At 45.4% G+C, this 23,620-nt stretch carries 24 protein-coding genes; 8 read left to right on the top strand and 16 right to left on the bottom strand.

Annotated features, from left to right (window positions below; translation table 11 throughout):
• Positions 1-45: 45 nt before the first annotated feature.
• The 5 genes from CJD30_RS08185 to CJD30_RS08165 are packed head-to-tail and all read right to left on the bottom strand — an operon-like array spanning position 46 to position 3,982.
• Positions 46-999, bottom strand: coding sequence for an RsmB/NOP family class I SAM-dependent RNA methyltransferase (locus CJD30_RS08185; RefSeq protein WP_294918207.1), 954 nt, complete (start codon positions 997-999; stop codon positions 46-48).
• Positions 996-1,604 carry a class I SAM-dependent methyltransferase gene (locus tag CJD30_RS08180; protein ID WP_294918205.1) on the bottom strand — a complete coding sequence of 203 codons (609 nt, stop codon included), beginning with the start codon at positions 1,602-1,604 and terminating at the stop codon, positions 996-998. The genes CJD30_RS08185 and CJD30_RS08180 overlap by 4 nt, the downstream gene beginning before the upstream one ends.
• A complete protein-coding gene (locus CJD30_RS08175; protein ID WP_294918204.1) occupies positions 1,601-2,245 on the bottom strand; it encodes a protein-L-isoaspartate(D-aspartate) O-methyltransferase in 645 nt (214 codons plus the stop codon). The genes CJD30_RS08180 and CJD30_RS08175 overlap by 4 nt, the downstream gene beginning before the upstream one ends.
• A complete protein-coding gene (locus tag CJD30_RS08170; protein WP_294918203.1) occupies positions 2,242-2,976 on the bottom strand; it encodes a carbon-nitrogen hydrolase family protein in 735 nt (244 codons plus the stop codon). Before CJD30_RS08170 ends, CJD30_RS08175 begins: the two co-directional genes overlap by 4 nt.
• Entirely contained in the window at positions 2,963-3,982 is a 1,020-nt protein-coding gene (locus tag CJD30_RS08165) for a ribonucleotide-diphosphate reductase subunit beta (RefSeq protein ID WP_294918201.1), read from the bottom strand. The genes CJD30_RS08170 and CJD30_RS08165 overlap by 14 nt, the downstream gene beginning before the upstream one ends.
• Positions 3,983-4,049: 67 nt before the next feature.
• On the opposite strand from CJD30_RS08165, the gene CJD30_RS08160 reads away from it, so the two are divergent.
• Both CJD30_RS08160 and CJD30_RS08155 read left to right on the top strand, forming a co-directional pair.
• The gene (locus tag CJD30_RS08160; RefSeq protein ID WP_294918199.1) at positions 4,050-6,932 is read left to right on the top strand and encodes a DUF748 domain-containing protein; all 2,883 of its coding nucleotides are present in this window, start codon (positions 4,050-4,052) and stop codon (positions 6,930-6,932) included.
• 59 nt (positions 6,933-6,991) lie between these two features.
• A complete protein-coding gene (locus tag CJD30_RS08155) occupies positions 6,992-8,071 on the top strand; it encodes a YeiH family protein (protein WP_294918198.1) in 1,080 nt (359 codons plus the stop codon).
• A gap of 52 nt (positions 8,072-8,123) precedes the next feature.
• On the opposite strand, the gene CJD30_RS08150 is transcribed toward CJD30_RS08155, so the two are convergent.
• From CJD30_RS08150 to tig, 6 genes are all read right to left on the bottom strand, one after another.
• On the bottom strand, positions 8,124-8,312 hold the full coding sequence (locus CJD30_RS08150) for a hypothetical protein (protein ID WP_294918196.1): 189 nt from the start codon (positions 8,310-8,312) through the stop codon (positions 8,124-8,126).
• Between the two features lie 75 nt (positions 8,313-8,387).
• Positions 8,388-9,896, bottom strand: coding sequence for a YifB family Mg chelatase-like AAA ATPase (locus CJD30_RS08145; RefSeq protein WP_294918195.1), 1,509 nt, complete (start codon positions 9,894-9,896; stop codon positions 8,388-8,390).
• A gap of 92 nt (positions 9,897-9,988) precedes the next feature.
• Entirely contained in the window at positions 9,989-10,504 is a 516-nt protein-coding gene (gene def / locus CJD30_RS08140) for a peptide deformylase (RefSeq protein WP_294918223.1), read from the bottom strand.
• A 7-nt stretch (positions 10,505-10,511) separates the two neighbouring features.
• Positions 10,512-11,558: a GGDEF domain-containing protein gene (locus CJD30_RS08135; RefSeq protein ID WP_294918193.1), complete on the bottom strand. Its 1,047-nt coding sequence runs from the start codon at positions 11,556-11,558 to the stop codon at positions 10,512-10,514.
• A 12-nt stretch (positions 11,559-11,570) separates the two neighbouring features.
• Positions 11,571-12,167 (bottom strand): ATP-dependent Clp endopeptidase proteolytic subunit ClpP, encoded by a 597-nt coding sequence (clpP, locus tag CJD30_RS08130; protein ID WP_294918191.1) that lies wholly within the window; start codon positions 12,165-12,167, stop codon positions 11,571-11,573.
• Between the two features lie 5 nt (positions 12,168-12,172).
• The gene (gene tig, locus CJD30_RS08125; protein WP_294918189.1) at positions 12,173-13,468 is read right to left on the bottom strand and encodes a trigger factor; all 1,296 of its coding nucleotides are present in this window, start codon (positions 13,466-13,468) and stop codon (positions 12,173-12,175) included.
• 135 nt (positions 13,469-13,603) lie between these two features.
• Between tig and folE the strand changes: the two genes are divergently transcribed.
• From folE to CJD30_RS08095, 6 genes are all read left to right on the top strand, one after another.
• Positions 13,604-14,188 carry a GTP cyclohydrolase I FolE gene (folE, locus tag CJD30_RS08120; protein ID WP_294918187.1) on the top strand — a complete coding sequence of 195 codons (585 nt, stop codon included), beginning with the start codon at positions 13,604-13,606 and terminating at the stop codon, positions 14,186-14,188.
• A 3-nt stretch (positions 14,189-14,191) separates the two neighbouring features.
• Entirely contained in the window at positions 14,192-15,499 is a 1,308-nt protein-coding gene (fliI, locus tag CJD30_RS08115; protein WP_294918185.1) for a flagellar protein export ATPase FliI, read from the top strand.
• Between the two features lie 118 nt (positions 15,500-15,617).
• Positions 15,618-15,953, top strand: a complete 336-nt coding sequence (locus CJD30_RS08110; RefSeq protein WP_294918183.1) for a hypothetical protein — start codon at positions 15,618-15,620, stop codon at positions 15,951-15,953.
• A gap of 2 nt (positions 15,954-15,955) precedes the next feature.
• Complete coding sequence (locus CJD30_RS08105; RefSeq protein WP_294918181.1) at positions 15,956-16,459, top strand: hypothetical protein; 504 nt, start codon at positions 15,956-15,958, stop codon at positions 16,457-16,459.
• A 200-nt stretch (positions 16,460-16,659) separates the two neighbouring features.
• The gene (locus CJD30_RS08100; RefSeq protein ID WP_294918179.1) at positions 16,660-17,874 is read left to right on the top strand and encodes a NifS family cysteine desulfurase; all 1,215 of its coding nucleotides are present in this window, start codon (positions 16,660-16,662) and stop codon (positions 17,872-17,874) included.
• Between the two features lie 13 nt (positions 17,875-17,887).
• Positions 17,888-18,862 carry an iron-sulfur cluster assembly scaffold protein gene (locus tag CJD30_RS08095; RefSeq protein WP_294918177.1) on the top strand — a complete coding sequence of 325 codons (975 nt, stop codon included), beginning with the start codon at positions 17,888-17,890 and terminating at the stop codon, positions 18,860-18,862.
• A gap of 32 nt (positions 18,863-18,894) precedes the next feature.
• Here the strand turns inward: CJD30_RS08095 and CJD30_RS08090 are convergent, their stop codons facing one another.
• The 5 genes from CJD30_RS08090 to CJD30_RS08070 are packed head-to-tail and all read right to left on the bottom strand — an operon-like array spanning position 18,895 to position 23,619.
• On the bottom strand, positions 18,895-20,358 hold the full coding sequence (locus CJD30_RS08090; protein ID WP_294918175.1) for a PhoH family protein: 1,464 nt from the start codon (positions 20,356-20,358) through the stop codon (positions 18,895-18,897).
• 58 nt (positions 20,359-20,416) lie between these two features.
• Positions 20,417-21,490 (bottom strand): chorismate synthase, encoded by a 1,074-nt coding sequence (aroC, locus tag CJD30_RS08085; RefSeq protein WP_294918173.1) that lies wholly within the window; start codon positions 21,488-21,490, stop codon positions 20,417-20,419.
• Complete coding sequence (rnc, locus tag CJD30_RS08080) at positions 21,487-22,167, bottom strand: ribonuclease III (protein ID WP_294918171.1); 681 nt, start codon at positions 22,165-22,167, stop codon at positions 21,487-21,489. The genes aroC and rnc overlap by 4 nt, the downstream gene beginning before the upstream one ends.
• Positions 22,167-22,601 carry a ribonuclease HI gene (rnhA, locus tag CJD30_RS08075; RefSeq protein ID WP_294918169.1) on the bottom strand — a complete coding sequence of 145 codons (435 nt, stop codon included), beginning with the start codon at positions 22,599-22,601 and terminating at the stop codon, positions 22,167-22,169. Before rnhA ends, rnc begins: the two co-directional genes overlap by 1 nt.
• The gene (locus CJD30_RS08070) at positions 22,576-23,619 is read right to left on the bottom strand and encodes a tetratricopeptide repeat protein (protein ID WP_294918167.1); all 1,044 of its coding nucleotides are present in this window, start codon (positions 23,617-23,619) and stop codon (positions 22,576-22,578) included. Before CJD30_RS08070 ends, rnhA begins: the two co-directional genes overlap by 26 nt.
• Between the last annotated feature and the right edge of the window lies 1 nt (position 23,620).

Genomic DNA, 23,620 nt, shown 5'->3' with positions numbered 1-23,620 from the left:
CCATAATAGCTTAAGGCAAAAATAGAAAATCAAAACTACTTGTGGTTAAATTTTCTCCAACAGACAGAGAAAGAAACCATCGATCGTATCGGTTGGCAAAATTCGGACGGCGTTTTGGATCCGTTCGTCATAGATTTCTTTTCCCCAACGTGCCAGAGGCTTTTGAACGTTCTCGAGGGGCAAAGATATGGGTAGCGTCTTTAAATGCTCACCATGACGCTCTAAGAGGTGCTGGAGAGGGCTTTCGTTTTCTTCAGGAGAAAATGAGCAGGTGCTATAGAGCAATCTGCCTCCGGGTTTGAGAGCATCAAATGCCGAGAGGAGCAAACGGCGCTGGAGTTTGGAGGTCTCTTTGACCTTGTGGACGCTCCAGTAGCTCATGCTTTTGGGTTCGTGGGTTTTGAATCGTGCTTCGGAAGAACACGGTGCATCCAGCAAGATGCGATCAAACATCAGCGGACATTTTTTCCCTACACTGCGCCCATCGGTCATGTAGGTGTGGGCGTTGGTCACCCCTTGAGATTTGAGGTTATCGCACAGACGGAAAAAACGCTCTCTAGAGGGTTCCACGGCGGAGAGCCACCCTGTATTTTTCATCATCCCTGCGAGCATAAGAGTTTTGCCCCCCGGCGCGGCGGCCAGATCAAGCACCGTCTCTTCGGGCTGCGGGGCGAGTAATACGGGTGCGAACATCGATGCGAGGTTTTGGATATAAAAATGCCCTTCGTAAAATGCTTCGATCTGAGTGAGTCGAAGTTTCTCCTCGGGGGCAATACGATAGACCCCTTCGATCAATCCCTCGGTCCACTCAACTCGCTCAAAAGGGATTTGGGCGATGCGGAGGGCATCTTCGAGGGCATCGGAGGTTGATTTGAGAGTGTTGAGCCGAAAGGTGACCTGCTTTGGGGAATCGAACGTGCGGAGTATCGAATCAAACTGTTCACGTGGAACAATCTGCTCCAAACGCTCGACAAACGGTTCGGGGAGACTATTGCTCATACGCGTACCGCCATACGGACAACCGAAGCGATGCCGATGTGCCCTCTTCCCTCGTTGAGTTCGGTATCGGTCTCATAGAGTTCTTCTATCGTACAGGGGAGGGTGGATAGGAGCGTTTGAAGCGCATCGGCGGTGTAGAGAAGCGAGGTGTCTTTTGGACCTCCGGTTGTTTTTGGAAGCTGATGAATCGAGAAAAACTCACCCGCGAATACCCCCTTCGGGGTCAAATGGCGAATTACCTTGGCAAAGACATCGCTGCGTAGCGGTTCGGGCAAATGGAGAAATGAACAAAGAATCGCATCGTAGTGTTCGGTCGGTTCCCACATCTCCAGATCGGTATGGATCGTCGTGATTTCATACCCGAACGAGTGGGCGAGTGCACGGGCTTTTTCCAGACCGATATTGGATGCATCCAATGCACTTACAGTATGACCAAGTTTTGCAGCGTATGCGGCGTTACGCCCCTCCCCTTCTCCTAAAAAAAGGATAGAGGAGGCAGGTTTTAAACGATCGATGTGCGATGCAATATAGAGATTGGGGGTCGTACCGTAAAAATACCCCTCTTTGGCAAAGCGTTCATTCCAAAATTCGCGTTGATCGCTCATCGCACCACTCCGTCCAATACAGGGACAAAATCGCACGATTCCAGAGCATCCTCGTGGATTTTTCCCCCCTGCTTCGTAAAGCGGGTAATCACCTGCTCCCGTCCCCGTTCCATCGGAGCGAGCAATATCCCCCCTTCTCTGAGCTGATCGAAGAGTTTTTGAGGGATGGTGCGCGCCGATGCGGAGAATAAGATACGATCAAACGGTGCATATTGCTCCCACCCGTTTTGGCCATCATCGGTGCGGGTATGGATGTTGCCCAGATGGAGATGGCGAAAACGATCTTTTGCTTCCAGCAGGAGCGATTCGATCCGCTCGATTGTAAAGACGCGGCGGAAGATTTTGGAGAGAACCGCCGCCTGATAGCCGCTGCCGCACCCGATTTCAAGGACATTATCGCACCCCTCAGGGCTGAGGTATTGGGTCATTTTGGCAACGGTGAGCGGTGAGGAGATGTACTGTTGTGCACCGATCGGGAGGGCATCGAGACGATAGGCGTTGTGGCGCATCGCAAGCGGTACGAACGCTTCTCGGTTCGTATGGACAATGGCGTTTTTGACAATAGGCTTGAGGGGGAATTTTTTGGCGATTTCATCCGCCATTCGGGTGGTTTTGATGATCGTTATTTTATCGATGCTCATACTATTCCTACGTTCAGGTATCGGCGCATGGAGTCAACCGTGCGCGTTTCATAATGGGAGGCTAATACCTCTGCTCCGCTGTTACGGATTTCGCCGCCAAAGGGGGTGATGATCCCGCTCATCGCGCTCGTATCGCTATTGGCCGCATCGCTCGCGATGACGTAGCACTGGTTGATGAGGGCAAGTGCATTGGTGAGGGTGACAAAGTGTTCGCTGCGCAGTTTTCCCCATTGAGCGCTGATCGCAATGATATCGCACCCTTCCAACTGCTGCCAAAGGGTTTTAAACCGAAGTTCAAAACAGATGAGGATACCGATTTTGATCCCTTCAAAGAGAAACGGCGTAATAGCCTTTTCATCGCCCGGTGCAAAGTGTTCATGCTCCGCACCGAGGGCAAACAGTTTCGCTTTGGATTGGGTATGGAGGATTTTGTCTTGGTGGAGGGCGTATGCGACGTTGTAGAATAGCCCATTGTCTTTTGTGATCGCGGTAAAGATCAGCAGACGCTCACCGATATGCGCATGAAGCTGTTTCAGTGCGAAAGGGGTGAATGCGGCGGCTTCGGCAAAACGATCGTACGCAAAACCGCTCAAACACACTTCGGGAGCAACGACAATGGCATCTTCAGGGGTTTGATCGATAAGTGCAATGAGACGCTCAAGATTTTTGGAGAAATCTAGATCGGTCTCAAAACAAAGCGATACGATGGAGCGGGTTTTAGAAGTCGTCAAAACTGAGGCTTCCTTTGGAGTAGTTGGTGACGGTACCTTCGAAGAAGTTGGTTTTTTGGTCGTTGAATTTCGAGAAATCATCAACCCATTTGATCGGATGCGATACGTTGTAAAGCGGTTTCAATCCTACTGCGCTAAGACGTTGGTCGGCGAGGTATTGGATGTATTGTTCCACGATTTCATTCGTTAGACCCAAAATCTGCCCTTGGGTGATGTATTTGCCCCATGCGGTTTCGAGTTCTACCGCTTTGCGGAACATGTCATAAACTTCTTCGATGAGTTGTTCGGTGAAAAGATCTGGACGCTCGCGGCGAAGAGTATTGATGATGTTTTGGAACAGTACCAAGTGAGTCACTTCATCGCGTTGGATAAAACGGATCATTTGCGCGGATCCGAGCATTTTGCCGGAACGGGCGAGGGTATAGATGTAGGTGAATCCGCTGTAAAAGTAGATTCCCTCGAGAATCTGGTTGGCAAAACACGCTTTGACGAATGCACTCTCGGATGGATCGTTGGCAAGCTCATTGTAACGTGCGGCAATCGAATCATTTTTGGTTTTGAGCATCATATCTTTACGCCACAAATCGTAAATCTCTTCGCTATTTTGGCTGATGGAATCGACCATAACGGCGTAGCTTTGAGAATGGAGCGCTTCTTCGAAGCTTTGGCGTACCAAGATCAGATTGATCTCCGGCGCAGTGACGTACGGGTTGACGTTATCGATGAGATTGTTCGTTTGGAGGCTATCCATGAAAATAAGCTGGCTGAGGGCTTTGTCGTACGCCGTTTTTTCCATCTCAGTGAGGTATTTGTAATCGACGGCATCCCGGGTCATATCGACCTCTTTTGGGAACCATGTGTTGTTGAGCATCATCTCCCATAGGTTGTACGCCCATTGGTATTTGATGTTGTTGAGTTCGAAAATACCGGTAGGGTTTCCGCCGAAAATCTGGCGGTCGTTTACATGTTCGTTGGAGGTTGGATTGTAAATTTGTTTACGCTTCATTTCGGCAATTCCTGTCTTACGGATAAAGTAGATGATTATGTCCAAATATAGATTTAAGTATGATAAAATGAAAATAGTTTTTCAAAAGGGTGATGCAATGGATAAACGGCTGATCTTTAAATCGCTGGCGGCAGCGGTGTCGACGTATGCAATCGCAGGATTTTTCGGTGTTCCGTATCTCATTAAAAATATTGTCCCAGGAAAAGTTTTTGAAACAACAAAAGGGGGAGCATTTTCGGTCGAAAAAGCTTCGTTTAACCCCTTTACCTTCCATTTGAGTCTTTCCAAAGTAGCTTTTAAAACACCTCATAACACCGATTTTATCGCATTGGAAAAATTTACGATCAATGTGGATCCGACGGCATATCTCTGGAAAAAAGGGGTAATTGTCAAAGACCTTTCGTTGGTGGATCCCAGAATAACAATCAAGCGGGATCAAAACGGTGATTTTAACTTTAAATGGCTCACCGAACTGGGGGGAGACAAACCCAAAGAGGATAAAAAAACCGAGCCGATGGGGCTCATCATCAACCATTTTGCCCTCACAAACGGGATGCTCGATTACAGTGATTATGCAGACGGAAAACCCTATGCCTTGGATGTGGGACCTATCGCATTTAATTTGGATAATATCGATCTAAGAGATCTCTCGAGTGAGAACGGAAAAATGCGACTCTACGCCACGATTAACGAGGGGGGATTTGTCGATCTCAAAGGGAAAATCGATGCCCTCGCTCCATTGAGTATCGGAGGAAGCGTAGCATTCAATAGTGGAAAACTCTACACTCCGTGGAGCTATTTTAAAGAGAAAATGGCGATAGAGGTGGCGGACGGAACAGCTGGGATAGGATTTGATTATCGATTCAACAGCAATGATGTGAATGCTACGGAACTCTCGAATCTCCATTTTGAAATTGAAAAGCTCCGAATTATCCCCAAAGGGGAACAGCATAATCTGATGAGTCTGAGTTCATTGCGTTTGAGTGATGGAACCCTCAAGCCGATGCAAAAGAGCTTTAGTGCGGGAGTACTAAAAATAGATGGATTGAATATTTCGGCGAAACGTGATCATGATGGGAGCATCGATTGGTTGAGCTATATCGAGAAAACTCAAAAAGCGTTTCCAAAAAAAGAGACCAATGAAACCTCTTCTCCGTGGAACTATGGTATCGGAGAGATCGCACTCACCAACAGTGCAGTCGGGTTTATCGATGAGGTTCCCTCCAAAAAAGTGGTATTGAATCTCGATCAAATGAATGGGTCGCTAAAAGGGTTTCAAAGCGATCCTTCAGTAGCTAATACACTCACTTTTGGAGCACGGCTCAATCAAAACGCTACAGTAAACCTCCGAAGCGATGTGATCCGCTCTCCGTTGAGTTCTCGGGGTACATTTGAGCTCTCAGGTTTGGATGTCTCATTGGTTGATCCGTATATCGAACCGAGTACCTACGCATCGCTTCGAAGAGGAAATCTGTCGATTTCGAGTGATTATGAGTATACCCCTTCAAAAACTGAACTAAAAGGAAAGGTGGCATTGGATGATTGGGTCATTAATGATTCACGTGATAACTCGGTACTTTTGGGATGGAATAAAATCGGGGTGACACCGTTTGCGTACTCCTATCCCGATAATCGGCTCAAGATCAATCAACTGGCGATAGACGGATTCTATACCAATGCCCATATTGATGCGAAAAAAGTATTGAACTACTCGACACTGAGTAAAAAAGCCGCTTCGGATTCGAACAGTACAAAAGCATCCGCTCATCCGTTTGGAATGGACATTGTAAAACTTCTTCTCCGCGGCAGCAGTGCGACGTTTAGCGATATGTCTTTGCCGTTGCCGTTTAAAACCTATATCCATGATTTGGAAGGGTCGGTATTGGGGATCTCAACGACAAAAGATGTAACGACGTTTGTGAAACTTCGAGGAGGAGTAGATCAATACGGACAAGCAAAAATTGACGGATCGCTCAATACGAAAGCTCCAAAAAAATTCACCGATTTGAAGGTGGCTTTTGAAAATCTGGAACTCAAAGGGTACACGCCGTATTCTCTTCAGTTCTTGGGATACAAAATCGAGGGGGGTAAACTCTTTTTGGATTTGGGCTACAAAATCGATCAGGGCAAGCTCAACGGTGCGAACCGTGTTCTCATCAAACAGATCCAAGTGGGTGAGGAAAAAGAGGGGGGTTCTCCATGGCCGCTGCGCCTTGTGGTGGCATTGCTAGAAGACAGCGAGGGGATTATCGATATCGATCTGCCGATCGAGGGGGATGTGAATAGTCCCGATTTCAAATACGGAAAAGTTGTGTGGCAAGTGATCGGAAACCTTTTCACCAAAGCGGTTACTTCACCGTTTCGATTGTTGGGATCGATGATGGGTATCGAGACCGATACGCTCTCCTCTATCGATTTTGAGCCTGGTTCAGTGAGCTTGACACCGCCGCAGATTGAAAAGCTCGATAAGGTGACGAGTATGCTTACCAAACGACCAAAGTTGATGTTACATGTATACGGCAGCTACGATGATACATTTGATCTTTATGCGCTAAAAGAGCGTAAATTGGTACAAGCGGGAGCGAACCGAAACAAAAAACTCAAAATCGATTCGATACAGGCGATGAGCGTCGAAGTACTTGAATCTATCGCGGAAGAGTCGTTGGATAAAAATGAACTCAAAGCGCTTAAATCGCAGTACAAAGAGAAGTATCCGGAAGAAGCCGCTTATGTCCGCCATTTTTCAGCGGCACTCGTCGAAAAGTTGATACCACTTCAACCGGTTAGCACTGCTGAACTCCAACTTTTAGGGCAACAGCGAGGTGATGCCATACGAAACTATTTTATCAAATTTGGATTGGACAAGAGGGTTAAAATCAAGACCGTTGAGATGATAAAAGATGCAAAAAGTGACGCGATAGCGAATAAATTGGAGATTGTTGTCCCTTAATATTTTGACATTATTGTGATTGGGTTTATAATGTCATTTTTATTTTGATAGGAGACCTTATGCCGTTTTCACCTGCAAAGCGAAAAGATACCCTCAGCGGTATCCTTTTTGTCGCGATATTCGCTTCTGCCGCTACTATGATTGCCGATCTTTCCGTAGTTAAACATCTTGGAATTTCTCCCCTTGTTGTCGGGATTGTACTGGGGATATTTTTTGCCAATACGATGCACAACCGTATCCCTTCGGTTTGGGAAAGCGGGATTACCTTCTCCGGTAAAAAAATTCTCCGTTTTGCAATTGTATTTTACGGATTTCGTATCACGTTTCAGCAAATTGCCGAGGTAGGGATGGAAGGCTTTATGGTCTCTTTGATCATGCTCTCATCTACTTTTATTTTGGGAACCTATTTGGGCCAAAAAATATTTAAACTCGATAGAGATACATCGATGCTTACCGCTTCGGGGGCTTCGGTATGCGGTGCGGCAGCAGTTTTGGCGACTGAACCTGTCTTGAAGAGTGAAGAGCACAAAGCGGCGATTGCGGTGTCAATGGTAGTGCTTTTTGGAACCATAGCGATGTTTTTGTATCCAGCTTTATACTCGGCAGGGGTTTTTGCGGGGATGGATGATCGAACGTTCGGTATTTTTGTCGGCGGTACGATTCATGAAGTTGCTCAGGTCGTAGCGGTTGGCGGAGCATACGGAAAAGAGGCGGCAGATGCCGCAGTCATCGTCAAAATGACACGTGTCATTATGATTGCTCCGATGCTGATCGTTTTGGGAATCTATCTTTCGTATGCGGCAAAGAAAAGCGGAGCCTCAGGAGGCGGAGTCAAGTTGGTGATTCCATGGTTTGCGGTATATTTTATCGGTATGGCAGGGGTGAATTCTTTATTGCAACAATACAGTCTCGCACATGTTGGAGAAGGTATTTCAGCTCTTATCGGGTCTATTGTCTCGGATATTAATATGATTGACACTTTTTTATTAACAATGGCTATGACGGCATTGGGGATGGGAACTCGCTTTGCTAAGTTCAAAGGGCTTGGTCTGGCACCTCTTTACACTGCGGGAGCAATGTTTGCATGGCTGTTGATCGGTGGATACTTTATTACGACGTGGGTTGTTGCAACGTTTTGATCTTTTGGGGCAGATAGCCCCAGCGTAAAAAGATGCTTATACCTAGTGATACTTATGCAGTGATATTAAGCAAACCGCCTTTTCCGGTCGTTTCTACTGCCGAAGAACTCATAGTGTTCATTTGCGTATTCGCAGATGATTCGGACGATTCCATTTCAGTCGGTTTGCTTTTTTGAAGCTGTACTTTTGACGCCATATCATTGGTGAATGATGCGGGTTGGTTGGTGTTGATCGAATTCAAAGATTGCCCCTTCGAAGAATTATAGTGAACGCATCATAGCGTCATAGTGTGGCAATCGTGTTGCAAGATAAAAATTTAGCGTTTGCGATAGCTTAATGCTTCGAGAAGATGCCCTTTCTCGATATTTTCTTTTCCCTCGATATCTGCTATGGTGCGAGCAACTTTTAGTATGCGGCTAACGGCGCGAAATGACAATCCAAATCTTCCGATTGCTTGATCGATGACTTCCTGAGTTTCGGTGTTGAGAGGACAATAGTGAGCGATTTCGGCATCGCTCAATGCTCCGTTTAGGGATTTCTGCCCCCGCTCTTTTTGCCGTAAAAACGCTTCTCGTACTTTTTTATGAAGTTGATGCGAGGAGACACTTGGCTTGTCTTCCGCACTTACGGCGTGCATTTGGACGTACAGATCAATCCGATCTAAAAACGGATCGGATAGGCGGGATTTGTACCGGTTGATCTCGATATCGCTGCAACGACATGCCGTAGTTGTGCTGAATAGATTGCCGCAAGGGCAGGGGTTCATCGCCCCGACAAAAAGAAAATTGGCATCATAGGTCACTTTCGTATTGACCCGTGAGATACGAATATGACGATCTTCGAGCGGTTCACGCAATGCTTCAAGGACAGTTTTGGAAAAGTGGGGCAACTCATCGAAAAAGAGTATCCCCCCATGTGCCAAACCGACTTCGCCGATTTGCGCTTTATGGGTTCCGCCTCCGAAAATACTTGCAGATGTCGAAGAGTGGTGTGGGGATCGAAAAGGTCTGGATGGAGTAAAAGAGGGCTCTTTGCCTTCCAATATCTCAAGTTTTGCACATTCTAATATCTCATTGTTATGAAGCGGCGGCATAATATGTACCAGTCGTTTGGCAATCATCGATTTTCCGCTTCCCGGAGAGCCTTCCAATAAAAGATTATGCATTCCTGCCGCTGCTATGAGTGCAGAGCGTTTGGCATGTTCTTGACCTTTGATCTCGATGAAATCGAGGGGATAGCGTTCATGGTAATAATATGCTTTCTCATGGTGTATTAAACGGCTAAAATCGAAGCTATCCATACGTGACGTTGCTTCTGGAAGCGTTTCGGCACGCAAAAGATTCAGAGTATCGGATAGCGTATCAACCCCGTAGAAAGTGATATTTGGAATTTTGGAGAGTTTAGAGAGGCTTGTTTTTGGAACGATGGCACGGTTGATTATCCCTTGATTGGCTAAAGAGAGGATGATGGGATAGAGCAGGGTATTTTCCGTTACAGTGCCATCCAAGCCTAGTTCTCCGAATACATACCAATCATTTAACGCTCCTTCATAATTTCCTAGGGCAATTAAAGCCGCTATTGGAAGATCGAAGTGACTCCCCTCTTTGCGAATATCACTCGGTGCAAGATTAATCGTGAGCCTTTTCGGAGGAAAGATGAAGTCATTACTGAGCAAAGCCGATTTTACGCGCTCCTTACTCTCGGTAATTGCTGTATTTGCCATACCGACTATAGTAAATGCTGGCAGCCCTTTTGTAGCGGTAAATTGTACTTCGACACTAGATGCGTCAATCCCTTCGAATGTAGCACAGAGTAATTGTTTCATGACGTATGCCTGAAATTAAATTTAACAGTTATGGTATCAAAATGGTTGACTGTGAGGAAAAATATTGCATGATGCAATATTTTAGATGAAGGTTATTTTTTCTCTTTTTGAGCTTTTTTGTACTCTTTTTCAAATTTTTTACGACGATTATAGGTCAATTTTTCAATAAAGAGTTTTCCGTCGAGATGATCGATTTCGTGTTGAATAGCAATCGCAAGGAGCTCTGTCGCTTCGAGGGTGCATGGTTCTCCATGGCGGTTTTGATAATGGAGCGTAAGAGATTCATAGCGTTCTACATCTTCATAAAACCCCGGTACACTGAGGCACCCCTCTTGATAGAGCGTATTCCCTTTTGGATTATGAATTGAGGGGTTGATAATCTCCAAGAGATTTTCTTTACCCTGATTTCCCTCTTCATCCGGTATGCACAGTATAAGCACTCGGATAGGATTGGCGACTTGGATAGCGGCCAATCCTATCCCGTTAGAGCTCATCATGGTATCAAACATATCATCCAAAAACTGGTGGAGCAATCCATCAAACTGGATTACTTCGGATGAACGAACTTTGAGCTGCTTATTGGGATAGGTGATAATAGGGAGAGTCATAAATGCCTTAATTGCCGACCATGAAGCGGAGTTTTGGATTGTTTTCTGCGGCATCCATCGCTTCAAGAGCACAGATTAGGGTTTGATCTACGCTGCGGGCAGTAGTGAGTTCTGCAATACCGATAGCAATACGGAGCTGGATTTCATGTTCTGAGATAAAGAAGTTGCTCGATGAAACAAGATCATAAAGCCGCTCGGATGCGCGCTTGGCACTTTCGATATCGGTGTGCTTGAGCATCATCGCAAAAATCCCACTACCGTAATGAGCTACGGTATCGCTGCGACGCGATGTTTTAAGGAGAAGGCGAGCTACGGTACGGACCATCAAATGTTGTGCTTTTTCACTTTGCACTATCTCGCCGGTTGCTTTTGTCAATCGAACGGTAATAAGAGAACTTTTGTGTTTGAACTCATCGATGAGATGAACTTCTTGCTCCAATTTTGTGATCAAAAACCGTTTGTTATAGACACCGAATTGGTTATCAAAAATGGTTTCATTTTCAACTTGCTTGACAATCGTAGCGGTTTCCTCATAAATCGTTTTCATGTGCGAAACTTGCTTTTTGAGGATGGAACTGAGTTTTCCGACATCGTCGCCAAGAGATGCTAAAAGATCATTGGCACCGCTCAGTGAAGGGATGTCCTTGATTTCGTCTTGTCGTTTTTCTAAAATTTTCTCCATTAAAGAGATATTTTTATAAAGAGTTGCGCTCAATTGCAAAATACTTTTAACGGAGGAAAAACCTTGTTTGAGGATTTTCTCAAGTTCGATGCTGGATTCTTCTTGGTTGCCCTCTTCAAGCTCTAAAATAGAGCCGATTTGTCGACGTAGACTTTCACTTTTGTCTTCTAAAATGCGGTCGAAGTAAAGAGCAAAATTATTTGGGGTGGGGGGAAGATTATCCGAGATCAGTGCGTTTAGCACCTCTTTCGCAAAAATCTCAAGATCGCTGGTAGGATCGCTCAGCGCTGAAGTATTAATGAAGGTATTTTCTTCATTGTTTTTCGTTATGATCGTTCGCTGAGTACGTTTGAGATTGCTGAGAGTTGCCATGGTGCTTATCCCTTATTTCTCTTCTTTTTCTTTTTGAACCAATACTTCATCAATGATACCATATTCTACTGCTTCCGCAGCTGACATAAAGTTGTCGCGATCGGTATCTTTTTCGAGTTTTTTGACGGTTTGTCCGCAATTTTTTGCCAAGATTTCATTGAGTTCGGCTTTCATGCGCAAAATCTCTTTGGCTTGGATTTCAATGTCTGTCGCTTGACCTTGCGCTCCGCCGAGAGGCTGATGAATCATGATGCGTGCATGAGGGAGAGCATAACGTTTCCCTTTTGCACCTGAACTGAGCAAAAATGCCCCCATTGAAGCGGCTTGACCGATACAAATGGTACACACATCCGGACGAATGTAGTTCATCGTATCATAAATTGCCATCCCAGAAGTGATTACGCCGCCGGGAGAATTGATATAAAAATAGATATCTTTTTGAGGGTCTTCGGCTTCTAAAAACAGTAACTGCGCTACGATAGAAGAAGAAACGGCATCGTTCACTTCACCGCTGAGCATAATAATACGGTCTTTTAAAAGACGGGAGTAGATATCGTAAGATCGCTCTCCACGCCCTGTTTTTTCAATGACGTAAGGGATGTAACTCATTGCAATTACTTGATTTTATCGTTAAGCAATTTGCTGAGAACACGATCTTCGATCATCGCCATTTGAATCGCAGGAAGATATCCTGATTCTTGATAGTGTTTGTAGATCGCCATCGGATCTTGACCCATTTGCATCGCTTCGTAGTAGATAGTTTGCATAAGCTCTTGTTCATTCACGCTGATGTTTTCTGCTTTCGCCAATGCATCAACAATGAAAGTAGCTTTAACAGCGCGGCATGCATCATCACGGAATGTTTCACGCATCGCTTTTACTTTTTCAGCATCGTTACGAAGTTCTTCAAGCTCTGCTTCGCTCATTTCACGTGCTTTTTTATTGAGTGCCATATCCATCTCTTGTTCAACGATGAATTCTGGAAGATCGATGGTGAATGCGCTTACAAACGTTTCCATTAGCGCCGGTTTGAGCTCGTCGTTGTATTTAACGCTCATTGCTTCCGTTTCGAGTTGTTCTTTTACTTTTTCTTTGAGCATATCAACGCTTGCATCTTCAAATCCAGGAAGCATTTTTTTCGCCAATTCCTCATCCACGGTTACCGCTTCTTTGGCTTGGATAGCGTGAACTTTCACTTTGAATTCAGCCGGTTTTCCTGCAAGTTTTTCTCCGCCGTAATTTTCCGGGAAAGTGACGGCGATGGTTTTTTCTTCACCTTTTTTCATTCCGATCACTTGATCTTCGAATCCTGGGATGAATTGACCGCTTCCTAGACGAAGAGAGAACTCTTCAGCTTTGCCGCCCGGGAACGCTTCACCATCTACGAAACCTTCAAAATCGATAAGCGCTGTATCACCGCTTACCAATGCGCGATCTTCATCGACATTAACAAGTGGTGCTTGTGCAGAAGCGAGTTCTTCGATACGTGCCATAACTGCTGCATCATCAATTGCCGGCTTTTCAACTGCCGGAACCATTGCCGTGTAATCCCCAAGGGTGATTGCAGGGCGGGTTGCGATAACGACTTCTACGTCGATACCGTTATCGTTTTTCTCAAATTTAGCGATTTGCGGTTCACCGATAAGGGCGTCAGATGCGATTTCCATCTCTTTAAGACCTGCACTCAAAAGGTCACGCAGTGCTTGTGCTTCGGCATCTTGTACCAAACGCTCACCGTATTGTTTTTTAACCGCACTTACCGGCACTTTTCCTTTACGGAATCCTGCAATTTTTGCCTCTTTTGAGAGTTGGTTGGCGATTTTTTCGATGTTTGCATCGATAGTACCGCGAGTGATAGCTGCGTTGATTTTCGCATTAGCCGAGTCGATTTTATTGGTTGTAATTTGCATTGAATCCCTTTTATAACGTCTCTTATTAGAGTAAATAGCGGCAATAATATCCAAAAAGGGTTAATTGTACGCTGAATTAAAATAAAAGCAAAGTCATGATAGAGTAATAGCAATATTTAATAGGAATGAGCAGCTATGGGATTAGATCGTAACGAACAATTTATCAATGCGGTGAAAACGATGATCACGCACGTCGGTGAAGATGTAGAGCGAGAAGGATTGCTCAAAACACCTGAGCGCGTTTTGAAAGCGTATGAGTTTATGTTTGGCGGATATAAAGAAGATCCTCAGCTCATTCTAAATTCGGCGATGTTTCAAAGCTCAAACGATGAGATGGTGCTGATCAAAGATATCGAGTTTTATTCGACGTGTGAACACCATCTTCTGCCGATTATCGGTCGGGCTCATGTTGCGTACATTCCGGATGGGAAAGTGGTCGGGCTTTCAAAAATTCCCCGTGTAGTCGATGTGTTTTCACGTCGTATGCAGATTCAAGAGCAGCTGACCGAACAGATTGCCGACGCATTGATGGAAGCGATCAGCCCCAAAGGGGTTGCGGTTGTCATTCAAGCACGTCATATGTGCATGGAGATGCGCGGTGTTGAAAAAATCAGTTCAACCACTACCTCGAGTGCATTGCGAGGATTGTTCAAACGTGATGAGAAGACCCGTATGGAATTTTTTAGTCTCATCAACTCATCAAGCGGGAATCGTTACTAAGATATGCCGTTAAAATCGCTTCGCAGCCGTTTGGGGACTGAAAAACTCACGACCGTATTCGGTACGGTAATGAAAATCAGCCCTACCGTAATCATCGCCGAAGGGCTCCATGTGAGTATCGGCGATACGGTGCTGATGGTATCGGAAACGAGCGGTGCGGAAGCATTGGGAATGGTGAGTGAAGTAGAACGCAACCGTTTTTTTATCACCCCGTTTCGTTTTGTAGAGGGATTTCGGGCGGGCGATAAAGTCTATCCGAATCAGAGCGGAATGATGATCGAAGTAGGCGATGGGTTGCTCGGACGGGTAGTCGATCCGTTTATGAATCCGATTGATGGAAAAGGGCCGATAGGTTCCTCTGCCCTTGAATCGATCATAAAAGCACCTATTGCTGCGATGAAGCGGGGGATGATCGATGAACCCTTCAGTGTCGGAGTCAAAACAATCGATGGTCTTTTAACGTGTGGAAAAGGTCAAAAACTCGGTATTTTTGCGGGCAGCGGAGTCGGAAAATCGACATTAATGGGGATGATTGTCCGAGGAGCCGATGCTCCGATTAAAGTAGTCGCTCTGATTGGTGAGAGGGGGCGTGAGGTTCCTGAATTTATCGAAAAAAGCCTCGGTGGTAATTTGGAGAACACCGTTTTGGTCGTTGCGACGAGTGATGATTCCCCACTGATGCGTAAATATGGTGCATTTAGTGCTATGAGCGTCGCGGAGTATTTTAAATCGCAAGGGAGAGATGTCCTTTTTATGATGGACTCGGTGACCCGTTTTGCAATGGCACAGCGGGAGATTGGATTAGCGCTTGGGGAACCGCCGACTTCAAAAGGGTACCCACCGTCCTCATTGACTTTATTGCCTCAGTTGATGGAACGTGCAGGGAAAGAGGAAGGTAACGGTTCGATTACGGCCTTTTTTACGGTTTTGGTTGAGGGGGACGATTTGAGCGATCCGATTGCCGATCAGTCACGATCGATTTTGGATGGTCACATTGTCCTCTCGCGTGAACTCACCGATTTTGGGATTTATCCACCGATCCATATTCTCAATTCTGCCTCACGGGTCATGAACGATATTATCACTCCTGAACATCTCGCTGCCGTAAGACGGTTTCGTCGCCTTTATACATTACTCAAAGAAAATGAGATGCTCATTCGTATTGGTGCATACGTTAGAGGAACGGATCGTGAACTCGATGAAGCGATTGCTAAAAAAGAGAAAATGGAAGCATTTCTTTCCCAAGAAGCGATGAATGCCAGCGGTTATCAAGAGACAATAGATCAGTTGATCGCTCTGATGATGGGATAATGAACAACTAGTGAATAGAAAGTAAGACCAAATAGTATAGAATGTTCACATCAGTTCTTGCTTATTTTTGTGAAGAGTTGATCTGAAGGTTTTACTTTATTTATTATGGGAGTGGTGAATGTTAAAGCTAACAAGCTTGGTTGCAGTAGGTATGATGGGTGTCCTGTTGGTAGGATGTGGAGGAAAAGAGCAACTTCCTTTGAATGATGTTATTGGTAATTCATACCGTATTGTCAATGATATGAATCAAAGTACGGTAAGTGCAATGATGCCGATGCGACCTACAAGCATGCAAAGAATTAATAATGAAGAGGTTTGGAAATACGAAGGGGATGTGAATGACCCGAAGACAAAAAGCCGAACGTACCATAATCTGATCATTAAATTCGTCGACGGCAAAGTAAAGCATATCGGTACGTTTAGTTGTAAATTGCCGGTAGCTGCAGAAGAGTAATTATGAAAATCATTTTTTTACTTGCTGCCTTTTGGGTGAATGTTTTGATGGCGGATACACCTTCTACTGCGGTTAATGAAGGAAATGAAGGGTATAAACAACGAGAAATCATGTATAGCGTAGATGAGCTGTTTGAAGGGCTCAAAAAAACGCTCATGCAATCCAAGATGAACATTGTGACGGTTACTAAAGAAAATGGTGTTATAACGGCCAGAGGTGATCAGTACAATAAAGATACGATTACCGAGATTACCGTATCCATATCATTTAAACCAGTGACACCTACAACCTCTTCTGTTGGGATGATCGCAAGCTATAATGTAATGGAGAAGAAAGCCAATACCGGTCAAGTCGGATTTGCCGGAATATCTCTACCGATTCCGGTACCATTAACAGGGCGTTATGCGATGATCGGAAGTGGTCATATAAATGACAGTGCATGGTATCAGGGGTTCTATAACAGTTTGGACAAAATTCTTTTTGAAGAGAAAATGAAATCGCTGTAAATGCCCGATTTTTCCTATCTAAATGCAGATAGGAAAAATCAATCTACCATAACTAATATCTTAGTAATTCAGTGAATTCTTAAATACTACTAAATATAAAAAACCCTTAAGGTTACTATAACATCGTTTGCACTATTATCCCAAAAGCTAAACAAGACTAATTTAGTCTTTTATTTCAACCCCTCTACTTGGAGAATTTCATGCAGGTCTATTTAGACAACAATGCGACAACGATGGTCGATCCTGCCGTTACTGAAGCAATGATTCCGTTTTTCAGTGAGATCTACGGTAATCCCAATTCGATCCACCGCTATGGAACGGCATCGCATCCCGCGATCACCAAAGCGATCAATCAAATGTACAAAGCGATTAACGCAAGCGATAACGATGATATTATCTTTACCTCATGTGCAACCGAATCAAATAACTGGGTTCTTAAATCGGTATGGGCAGATAAGATCCTTAACGGTGATAAAAACCATATCGTAACGACGGAAGTGGAACACCCATCGGTTCTATCTACCTGTAAATTCCTTGAAGAGCAGGGAGTTAAAGTAACCTATCTTCCGGTCAATGATCAAGGTGTCGTTGAAGCCCATACTCTTCGCAGTTTTATCACTGAAAAAACCGCGTTGGTTTCAGTCATGTGGGCGAACAACGAAACCGGGATGATTTTCCCGATAAAAGAGATCGGTCAAATCTGTAAAGAGCGCGGGGTATTGTTCCACACCGATGCAGTACAAGCGGTTGGAAAAATTCCTGTAGATTTACAAGACGTTCATGTTGATTTTGTATCGATGTCGGCGCATAAATTTCATGGTCCAAAAGGGATCGGTGCCTTGTATATCCGCAATTCGCAAGAGTTGACTCCTCTGCTTCACGGTGGGGAACATATGGGCGGACGCCGCTCAGGAACGCTCAATGTTCCTTATATTGTAGGAATGGGTAAGGCGATTGAACTTGCTACCGAAAATATCGAAGCGAAAATGGCATCAATTCGTGCAAAACGTGACCGTTTGGAAGATGCGTTGCTTGCAGAACTCAGCGATGTGATGGTAGTTGGAAAGCGTGATAACCGTACTCCAAATACCATCTTGATTTCGATTCGCGGTGTTGAGGGCGAGGGGATGCTATGGGATCTCAACAACGCCCTTATCGGTGCATCGACCGGATCGGCCTGTGCATCGGAAGATTTGGAAGCCAATACGGTAATGCTCGCGATCGGTGCCGATCACGAATTGGCGCATACGGGAATCCGTTTGAGTTTATCGCGATTTACAACGGATGAAGAGATCGATTATGTTATTGATCACTTCAAGCGTGCCGTTGCGCGTTTGCGTTCAATATCCAGTTCGTACGCAAAAGTACAACCAACTCCCGGCGGCGAAGCCGGAGAATGTCACATCCACCACTGATAAGGAATACGTTATGGCTAAAAATGATCTTTTGGGCGGATCTCTTTGGGATCAATATTCTAATAAAGTAACAACATTGATGAATAACCCTCAGCATCAGGGGGAAATTACGGAAGAAGAAGCTGCCGCAGCAGGACACAAGCTGATTGTTGCCGATTTCGGAGCAGAGAGCTGTGGTGATGCGGTCCGTTTGTACTGGGAAGTTGATCCGGTAACGGATGTAATCGTAAACTCAAAATTTAAAAGTTTCGGCTGTGGTACTGCGATCGCAAGTTCGGATATGATGACACAACTGTGTATCGGTAAAAAAGTTCAAGAAGCGGTTAAAATCACTAATATCGACGTAGAATTTGCATTGCGTGACGCTCCGGATGTACCTGCCGTTCCACCGCAAAAAATGCACTGTTCGGTTATGGCGTATGACGTTATCAAAAAAGCGGCAGGGCTCTACCTTGGTGTTGATGAATCAAGTTTTGAAGATGAAATCATTGTATGTGAATGTGCTCGTGTAAGTCTGGGGACATTGCGGGAAGTGATTCGTCTGAATGATCTCAAAACGGTAGAACAGATCACCGACTATACAAAAGCAGGCGGATTCTGTAAGTCATGTATCAAGCCGGGCGGACACGAAGCACGTGAATACTATCTCGTTGATATCCTTGCAGATGTTCGTGCCGAGATGGATCAAGAGAAGATGCGGGCTGCTGCAGATGCGGGAAGTCATGGTGATTTCGAAGCGATGACGTTGGTTCAAAAAATCAAAGCAATCGATAGTGTTATCGATGAGTCGATCCGTCAGTTTTTGATTATGGACGGCGGAAATATGGAAGTTATCGATATTAAAGATTCACCGGATTATATTGATGTCTATATTCGCTATTTGGGTGCGTGTTCGGGCTGTGCAAGTTCTAGTACAGGGACGCTTTATGCGATTGAAGCAACCCTCAAAGAGAAACTTTCACAAAAGATCCGAGTTCTTCCTATCTAACTATTATTCCCGCATTCGCGGGAATATTGCCTTCAAAAATTTTTATCAAACCAATCGGCTACTTGACTTCGGATTGTATGACGTAACTGAATCCCTGCAATAAAATTATTATGCTGTGCTTTATTGAGTAACGTCACAAGGGCATTTCGTCGTTTTGAGAGGAACGGGTGGTCGATTTGCCCTGGATCACCCATGACGACAAGACGTGTTTCATCCCCCATACGGGTTCCGATGAGTTTGAGCGTTGCATTGGTCATGTTCTGCGCTTCATCGATGATCACGAATTTGCGCGAGATGGTGGTTCCACGTAAGTGGGCTATGTCCATCGTCTCGATATTGTATTTTTTCATAAAAACTTCGGTCGCATTTTCCCGTTTGACCGAGTTGGTATTGCCGGTATACTCGACGCGTGCATCAATCGAGCGTTTGCTTTGGTGTTCGATGGTAAAATTGACGGCAGAGTAGAGCGGATACATGAAGAAACTGAGTTTTTGTTCTTCATCCCCTTTGCGAAAACCGAGTTCTGCTGCTTGATCGTTCGAGGTAACGGTATTTCGCGCATAAATAATCCCCTCTACAATTCCCTCTTCGACCAACTCCAATCCTGCTTGAAGCGCGACGAGCGTTTTTCCCGATCCGGTAGATCCGGAGACAACAGTCACGTAATTTTGGGGATGGGTCATCATCGCGTAGTAAAACTTTTGCTCCAGATTGAGCGGACGTACCAGCTCCTCATTGAAGTGTTCTCCGAATCGGCGGTCAAAATCACACCATTCGATTTGGTTATTGAAACAAAATGCGTGACGCTGAATCCCTGTTTCGTACATCTCCGATGAGGTACTGAGTGCTTTTTGGACAAAGGTGAGCTGATCGAAGTTATGGTGTTCGACATCACTTGGAAGGGCAGGGGTCTCTTCGTATTCGTAGGTGTAGGTAAAATCGATTTGTTCGGGTGCTTCGACACTGCTGTTACGGATACTTTGGGTGCGGATACCACGGATCTCAGCGGCGATACGAAAGGACATATCATTGGAGAGGAGAGTGAGATCATAATCATCGGCAATCTCGCCGATCTTGGCATCATTAATCCCTTTTGGTTCGGAGAAATTATGCGAAATGCGGTAGTGCTCACGGTGAATGATAAAGAGATCGATAAGATTTGCTTCACCGCCGTGCAATGAACGATCAAAATTCAAAGACAAGCGATAGTAGCGGTCATTTTTGCACTCTTCGACACTGACGTGCTTTCGGACACACTCGGGGAGCTCGATGAAACTGATCGGCTCACCCCATGCAGCATCCGCAAGGCGGAAAAATTCACGTGCCTGAAAGCCCGCTTCGGAACGCATATCGTCTTTTTTACTGTTGAGTTCGGCCAAAACGACGTTAGTGATGACAACACCGTTATGATTTTCATCGCTGATACGTAAAATATTGGTTGGATCATCCAAGATAACGGAGGTATCGAGAAGGTAGCAGTTTTGAACGCTTGCCACAGAAAAACCTTTGGGATAAGATAATCTATGGTAGCGAAAATAATCTTAAGTGAGGCACTTATTTATAGTAGTTGGCAACCCCGCTCATCGTTCGTCCCATGTTGAGTAACACCATATCGGCTATGACGAGTGCCGCCATCGATTCAGCAACGACGGAACCGCGTACGGCGACGCAGGGATCATGACGCCCTTTGAGAGAGACGTGGACGCTTTCGTTTTCAGTATTGACGCTCTCTTGATCGATGAAGATGGAAGGGGTCGGTTTAAAATGGACACGGACCAGAATGTCGTCGCCATTACTCATGCCGCCTAAAATTCCTCCCGCATGGTTCGATTTAAATCCCTTTGGGGTGATCGGATCGTTGTTTTGGCTCGCGAGGAGCTCTGCGCTGTGAATCCCCTCGCCGATTTCGACTGCTTTGACGGCATTGATCCCCATCATCGCTTCGGCCAAAACGGCATCGAGTTTGTAATAAAGCCCTTCGCCTAAGCCGATCGGCAGACCGCTGATTTTTACAGTAGCAACACCTCCGACGGAGTCATGGGCATTTTTGGCATCTAAGATAGCCGCTTTTTGTGCATCTTCAACGTTCGGATCGAGAGCATAGATAGGACTATTGCGAGGATAGGTGAAGTCGAGAGATTGTGCTTCGATGCCGTGAATGGCACTGATACCGCTCTCGCACTCGATTCCTAACTCTCGAAGCATCAGTTTCGCAACTGCACCTCCGGCAACTCGTGCCGCCGTTTCACGTGCACTTGAGCGTCCGCCGCCGCGATAGTCACGTAGACCGTATTTGTGAAAGTAGGTAAAGTCAGCATGCCCCGGGCGAAAAATATCTTTGACATTACTGTAATCTCCGCTTTTTTGATCGGTGTTATAGATTACCATCATAATCGGTGTACCGGTACTGAGCCCCTCGAATACCCCGCTGAGAATTTCAACTTGATCGGATTCCTTGCGGGCGGTAGCAAACTCGTTTTGTCCCGGTTTGCGGCGGTCAAGTTCGCTTTGAATATATGCTTCATCAATCGCTAATCCGGCAGGAACACCATCAAGGACACACCCGATCGCTTTTCCGTGGGATTCGCCGAAGGTGGTCATGCTAAAACGTTCACCGAACCGATTCATTTGAGCTCCTTGTTTAACATTTCCAATGCGATTTGTGCCGCTTCCTGCTGTGCTTGTTTTTTGCTTTTTCCGCAGGCCGAAGCGTACCGTTTGCCGTCAATAATGACAGCCACTTCAAACTCTTTTTTATGATCCGGTCCGTGTTCGGCAATAAGCTGATACTCCGGAGTTGTTCCATAGTGGGCTTGTGTCAGCTCTTGGAGCGAGGTTTTGTAATCTTTGAAGAGCGAATCGAGCGAAATATCGGGATGGACGTATTCGAGCAATTCAATCGTGATCTCTTGGACCTTTTGCAGACCGGTTTCGAGGTAGATTGCTCCCATTACCGCTTCGAATGCATTGGATAAAAGAGAACTTTTGGTTCTGCCGTTGTTGTTCTCTTCGGCATTTGAGAGATAGATATACTCTCCTAGAGCGATATGATTGGCCAAAGAGGTAAATCCCCCTTCGTTGACGAGTGATGCACGCATTTTGGAGAGTTTCCCCTCATCATAGCCACGAAACTTTTTGTAGAGGTATTCACCGACGATGAGATCGAGTACCGCGTCTCCTAAAAACTCCAAGCGCTCATTATTGTAGGGCTGTTTATAGCTTTTGTGCGTCAGCGCTTCAATAAGGAGCTCTTTGTTTTTAAAGGTGTACCCTAGTTGTTCTTGCAGGGTCGTTAAGTTATCCATTAGTTCTTCAATCCTTTTTTAAATTTTTCCGCCTCATCTCGGGCGATGAGGTCACACCGTTCGTTTTCGGGATGGCCGTTGTGGCCGCGTACCCATACTCCGTTGATTTGGTGGGGCTTGGCAACACGGATATATTCTTGCCACAAATCGGGGTTTTTCACCTTGGCAAAGTTGCGTTTGATCCACCCCTCAAGCCACTCGTTGATCCCTTTGATCACGTAGGAAGAATCTGAGATGATCGTGACGTCGCACGGTTCTTTGAGCGCACGTAACCCTTCGATCACTCCCAAAAGTTCCATACGGTTATTGGTCGTATGCTCTTCCCCGCCGCTGATGATCCGTTCTTTGTCTCCGTAGCGGAGAATTGCACCGTATCCTCCCGGCCCCGGATTTCCCAGCGCTGAGCCGTCACTGAAGAGAGTTATTTTCTTCAAAACGTTCCTTTGAAAGATTCATGATGCTCTGAACGCTATCGATGGCGTGGCAGTGCGGGCAGCGGTGGAACGGCAAAAATGAGATTTGATTGCATTTGTTACACGTGTATTCAAACTGCAACGTCGATTTTGCCACACCGCAGCGGCGAAGGGCGATGAGAACATCCAGTTCGAAAATCGAACTTCCTTCGGCCAATTCGAGTGATCCTCTCGCACTGAAAAGCTCACGCAGATAGGTGTTACGTGCAATTATATCCAAATCAAGATTTTCATCTCCCAACCGCCACAACACGTCGCTCAGGCGTTCGCTCAACGACTGATCAAAATATTTCCACGCTTCATGTGCTCTATAAGTAAAGAGCCATTCAAAAATCATATATCCCAAAGCATGGTGTTCTTCATAAAGAGCGATTAGTTGTTGCGCTTTTTGATCGATACCGATTCGATGATCACTGATGAGAAGTCGGCATTGTAAATAGAGTTTTTCACTCAGAGCATCGGTAGAGAGCTCTTCGAGAGATTCCATCACTTCAAGCGCTTTGTCGTATTGCTGAAGCTGCTCATAAATCAGAATCAAATAATGGAGCGCTTGCGGAGTCCGCGGCGAATTGCCCAAAATTTGCAAGAAGGTCTGACGGGAACGCTCTAAAAATCCCGCTTTGAAAAAGCTTTTTCCCAATAGCAGCAATGCATCTTTTTGGAAAATGGGATCACGGTTTTTAGCCAGGAGTGCATGATAGATTTCGACACTTTTTTCATAGTTCCCCTGATGCTCAAAACTTTGGGCAAGCAAGAGCCACGATTCGCTGGTGATAGAGTTTGTTTGAACCTGCTCGGCAAGTTTGTCCCCTTCGCCGATCGATTCGAATTTCCCCAAAAACGATTCGAGATCACGGTGTTCCCGAACACTTTTGTATCGCCCCCACCAATAGCTCAAAAAAGAGAGCACAAAAAGAAGGATGAAAAAAACAACGATACCGAAAAGGGGATCGCGAAATTCAATAAAAAATGTATCCATA

This window comes from Sulfuricurvum sp. PD_MW2 (assembly GCF_002633015.1).
Taxonomy (GTDB): domain Bacteria; phylum Campylobacterota; class Campylobacteria; order Campylobacterales; family Sulfurimonadaceae; genus Sulfuricurvum.
This window is presented reverse-complemented; position numbering and strand designations above follow the sequence as displayed.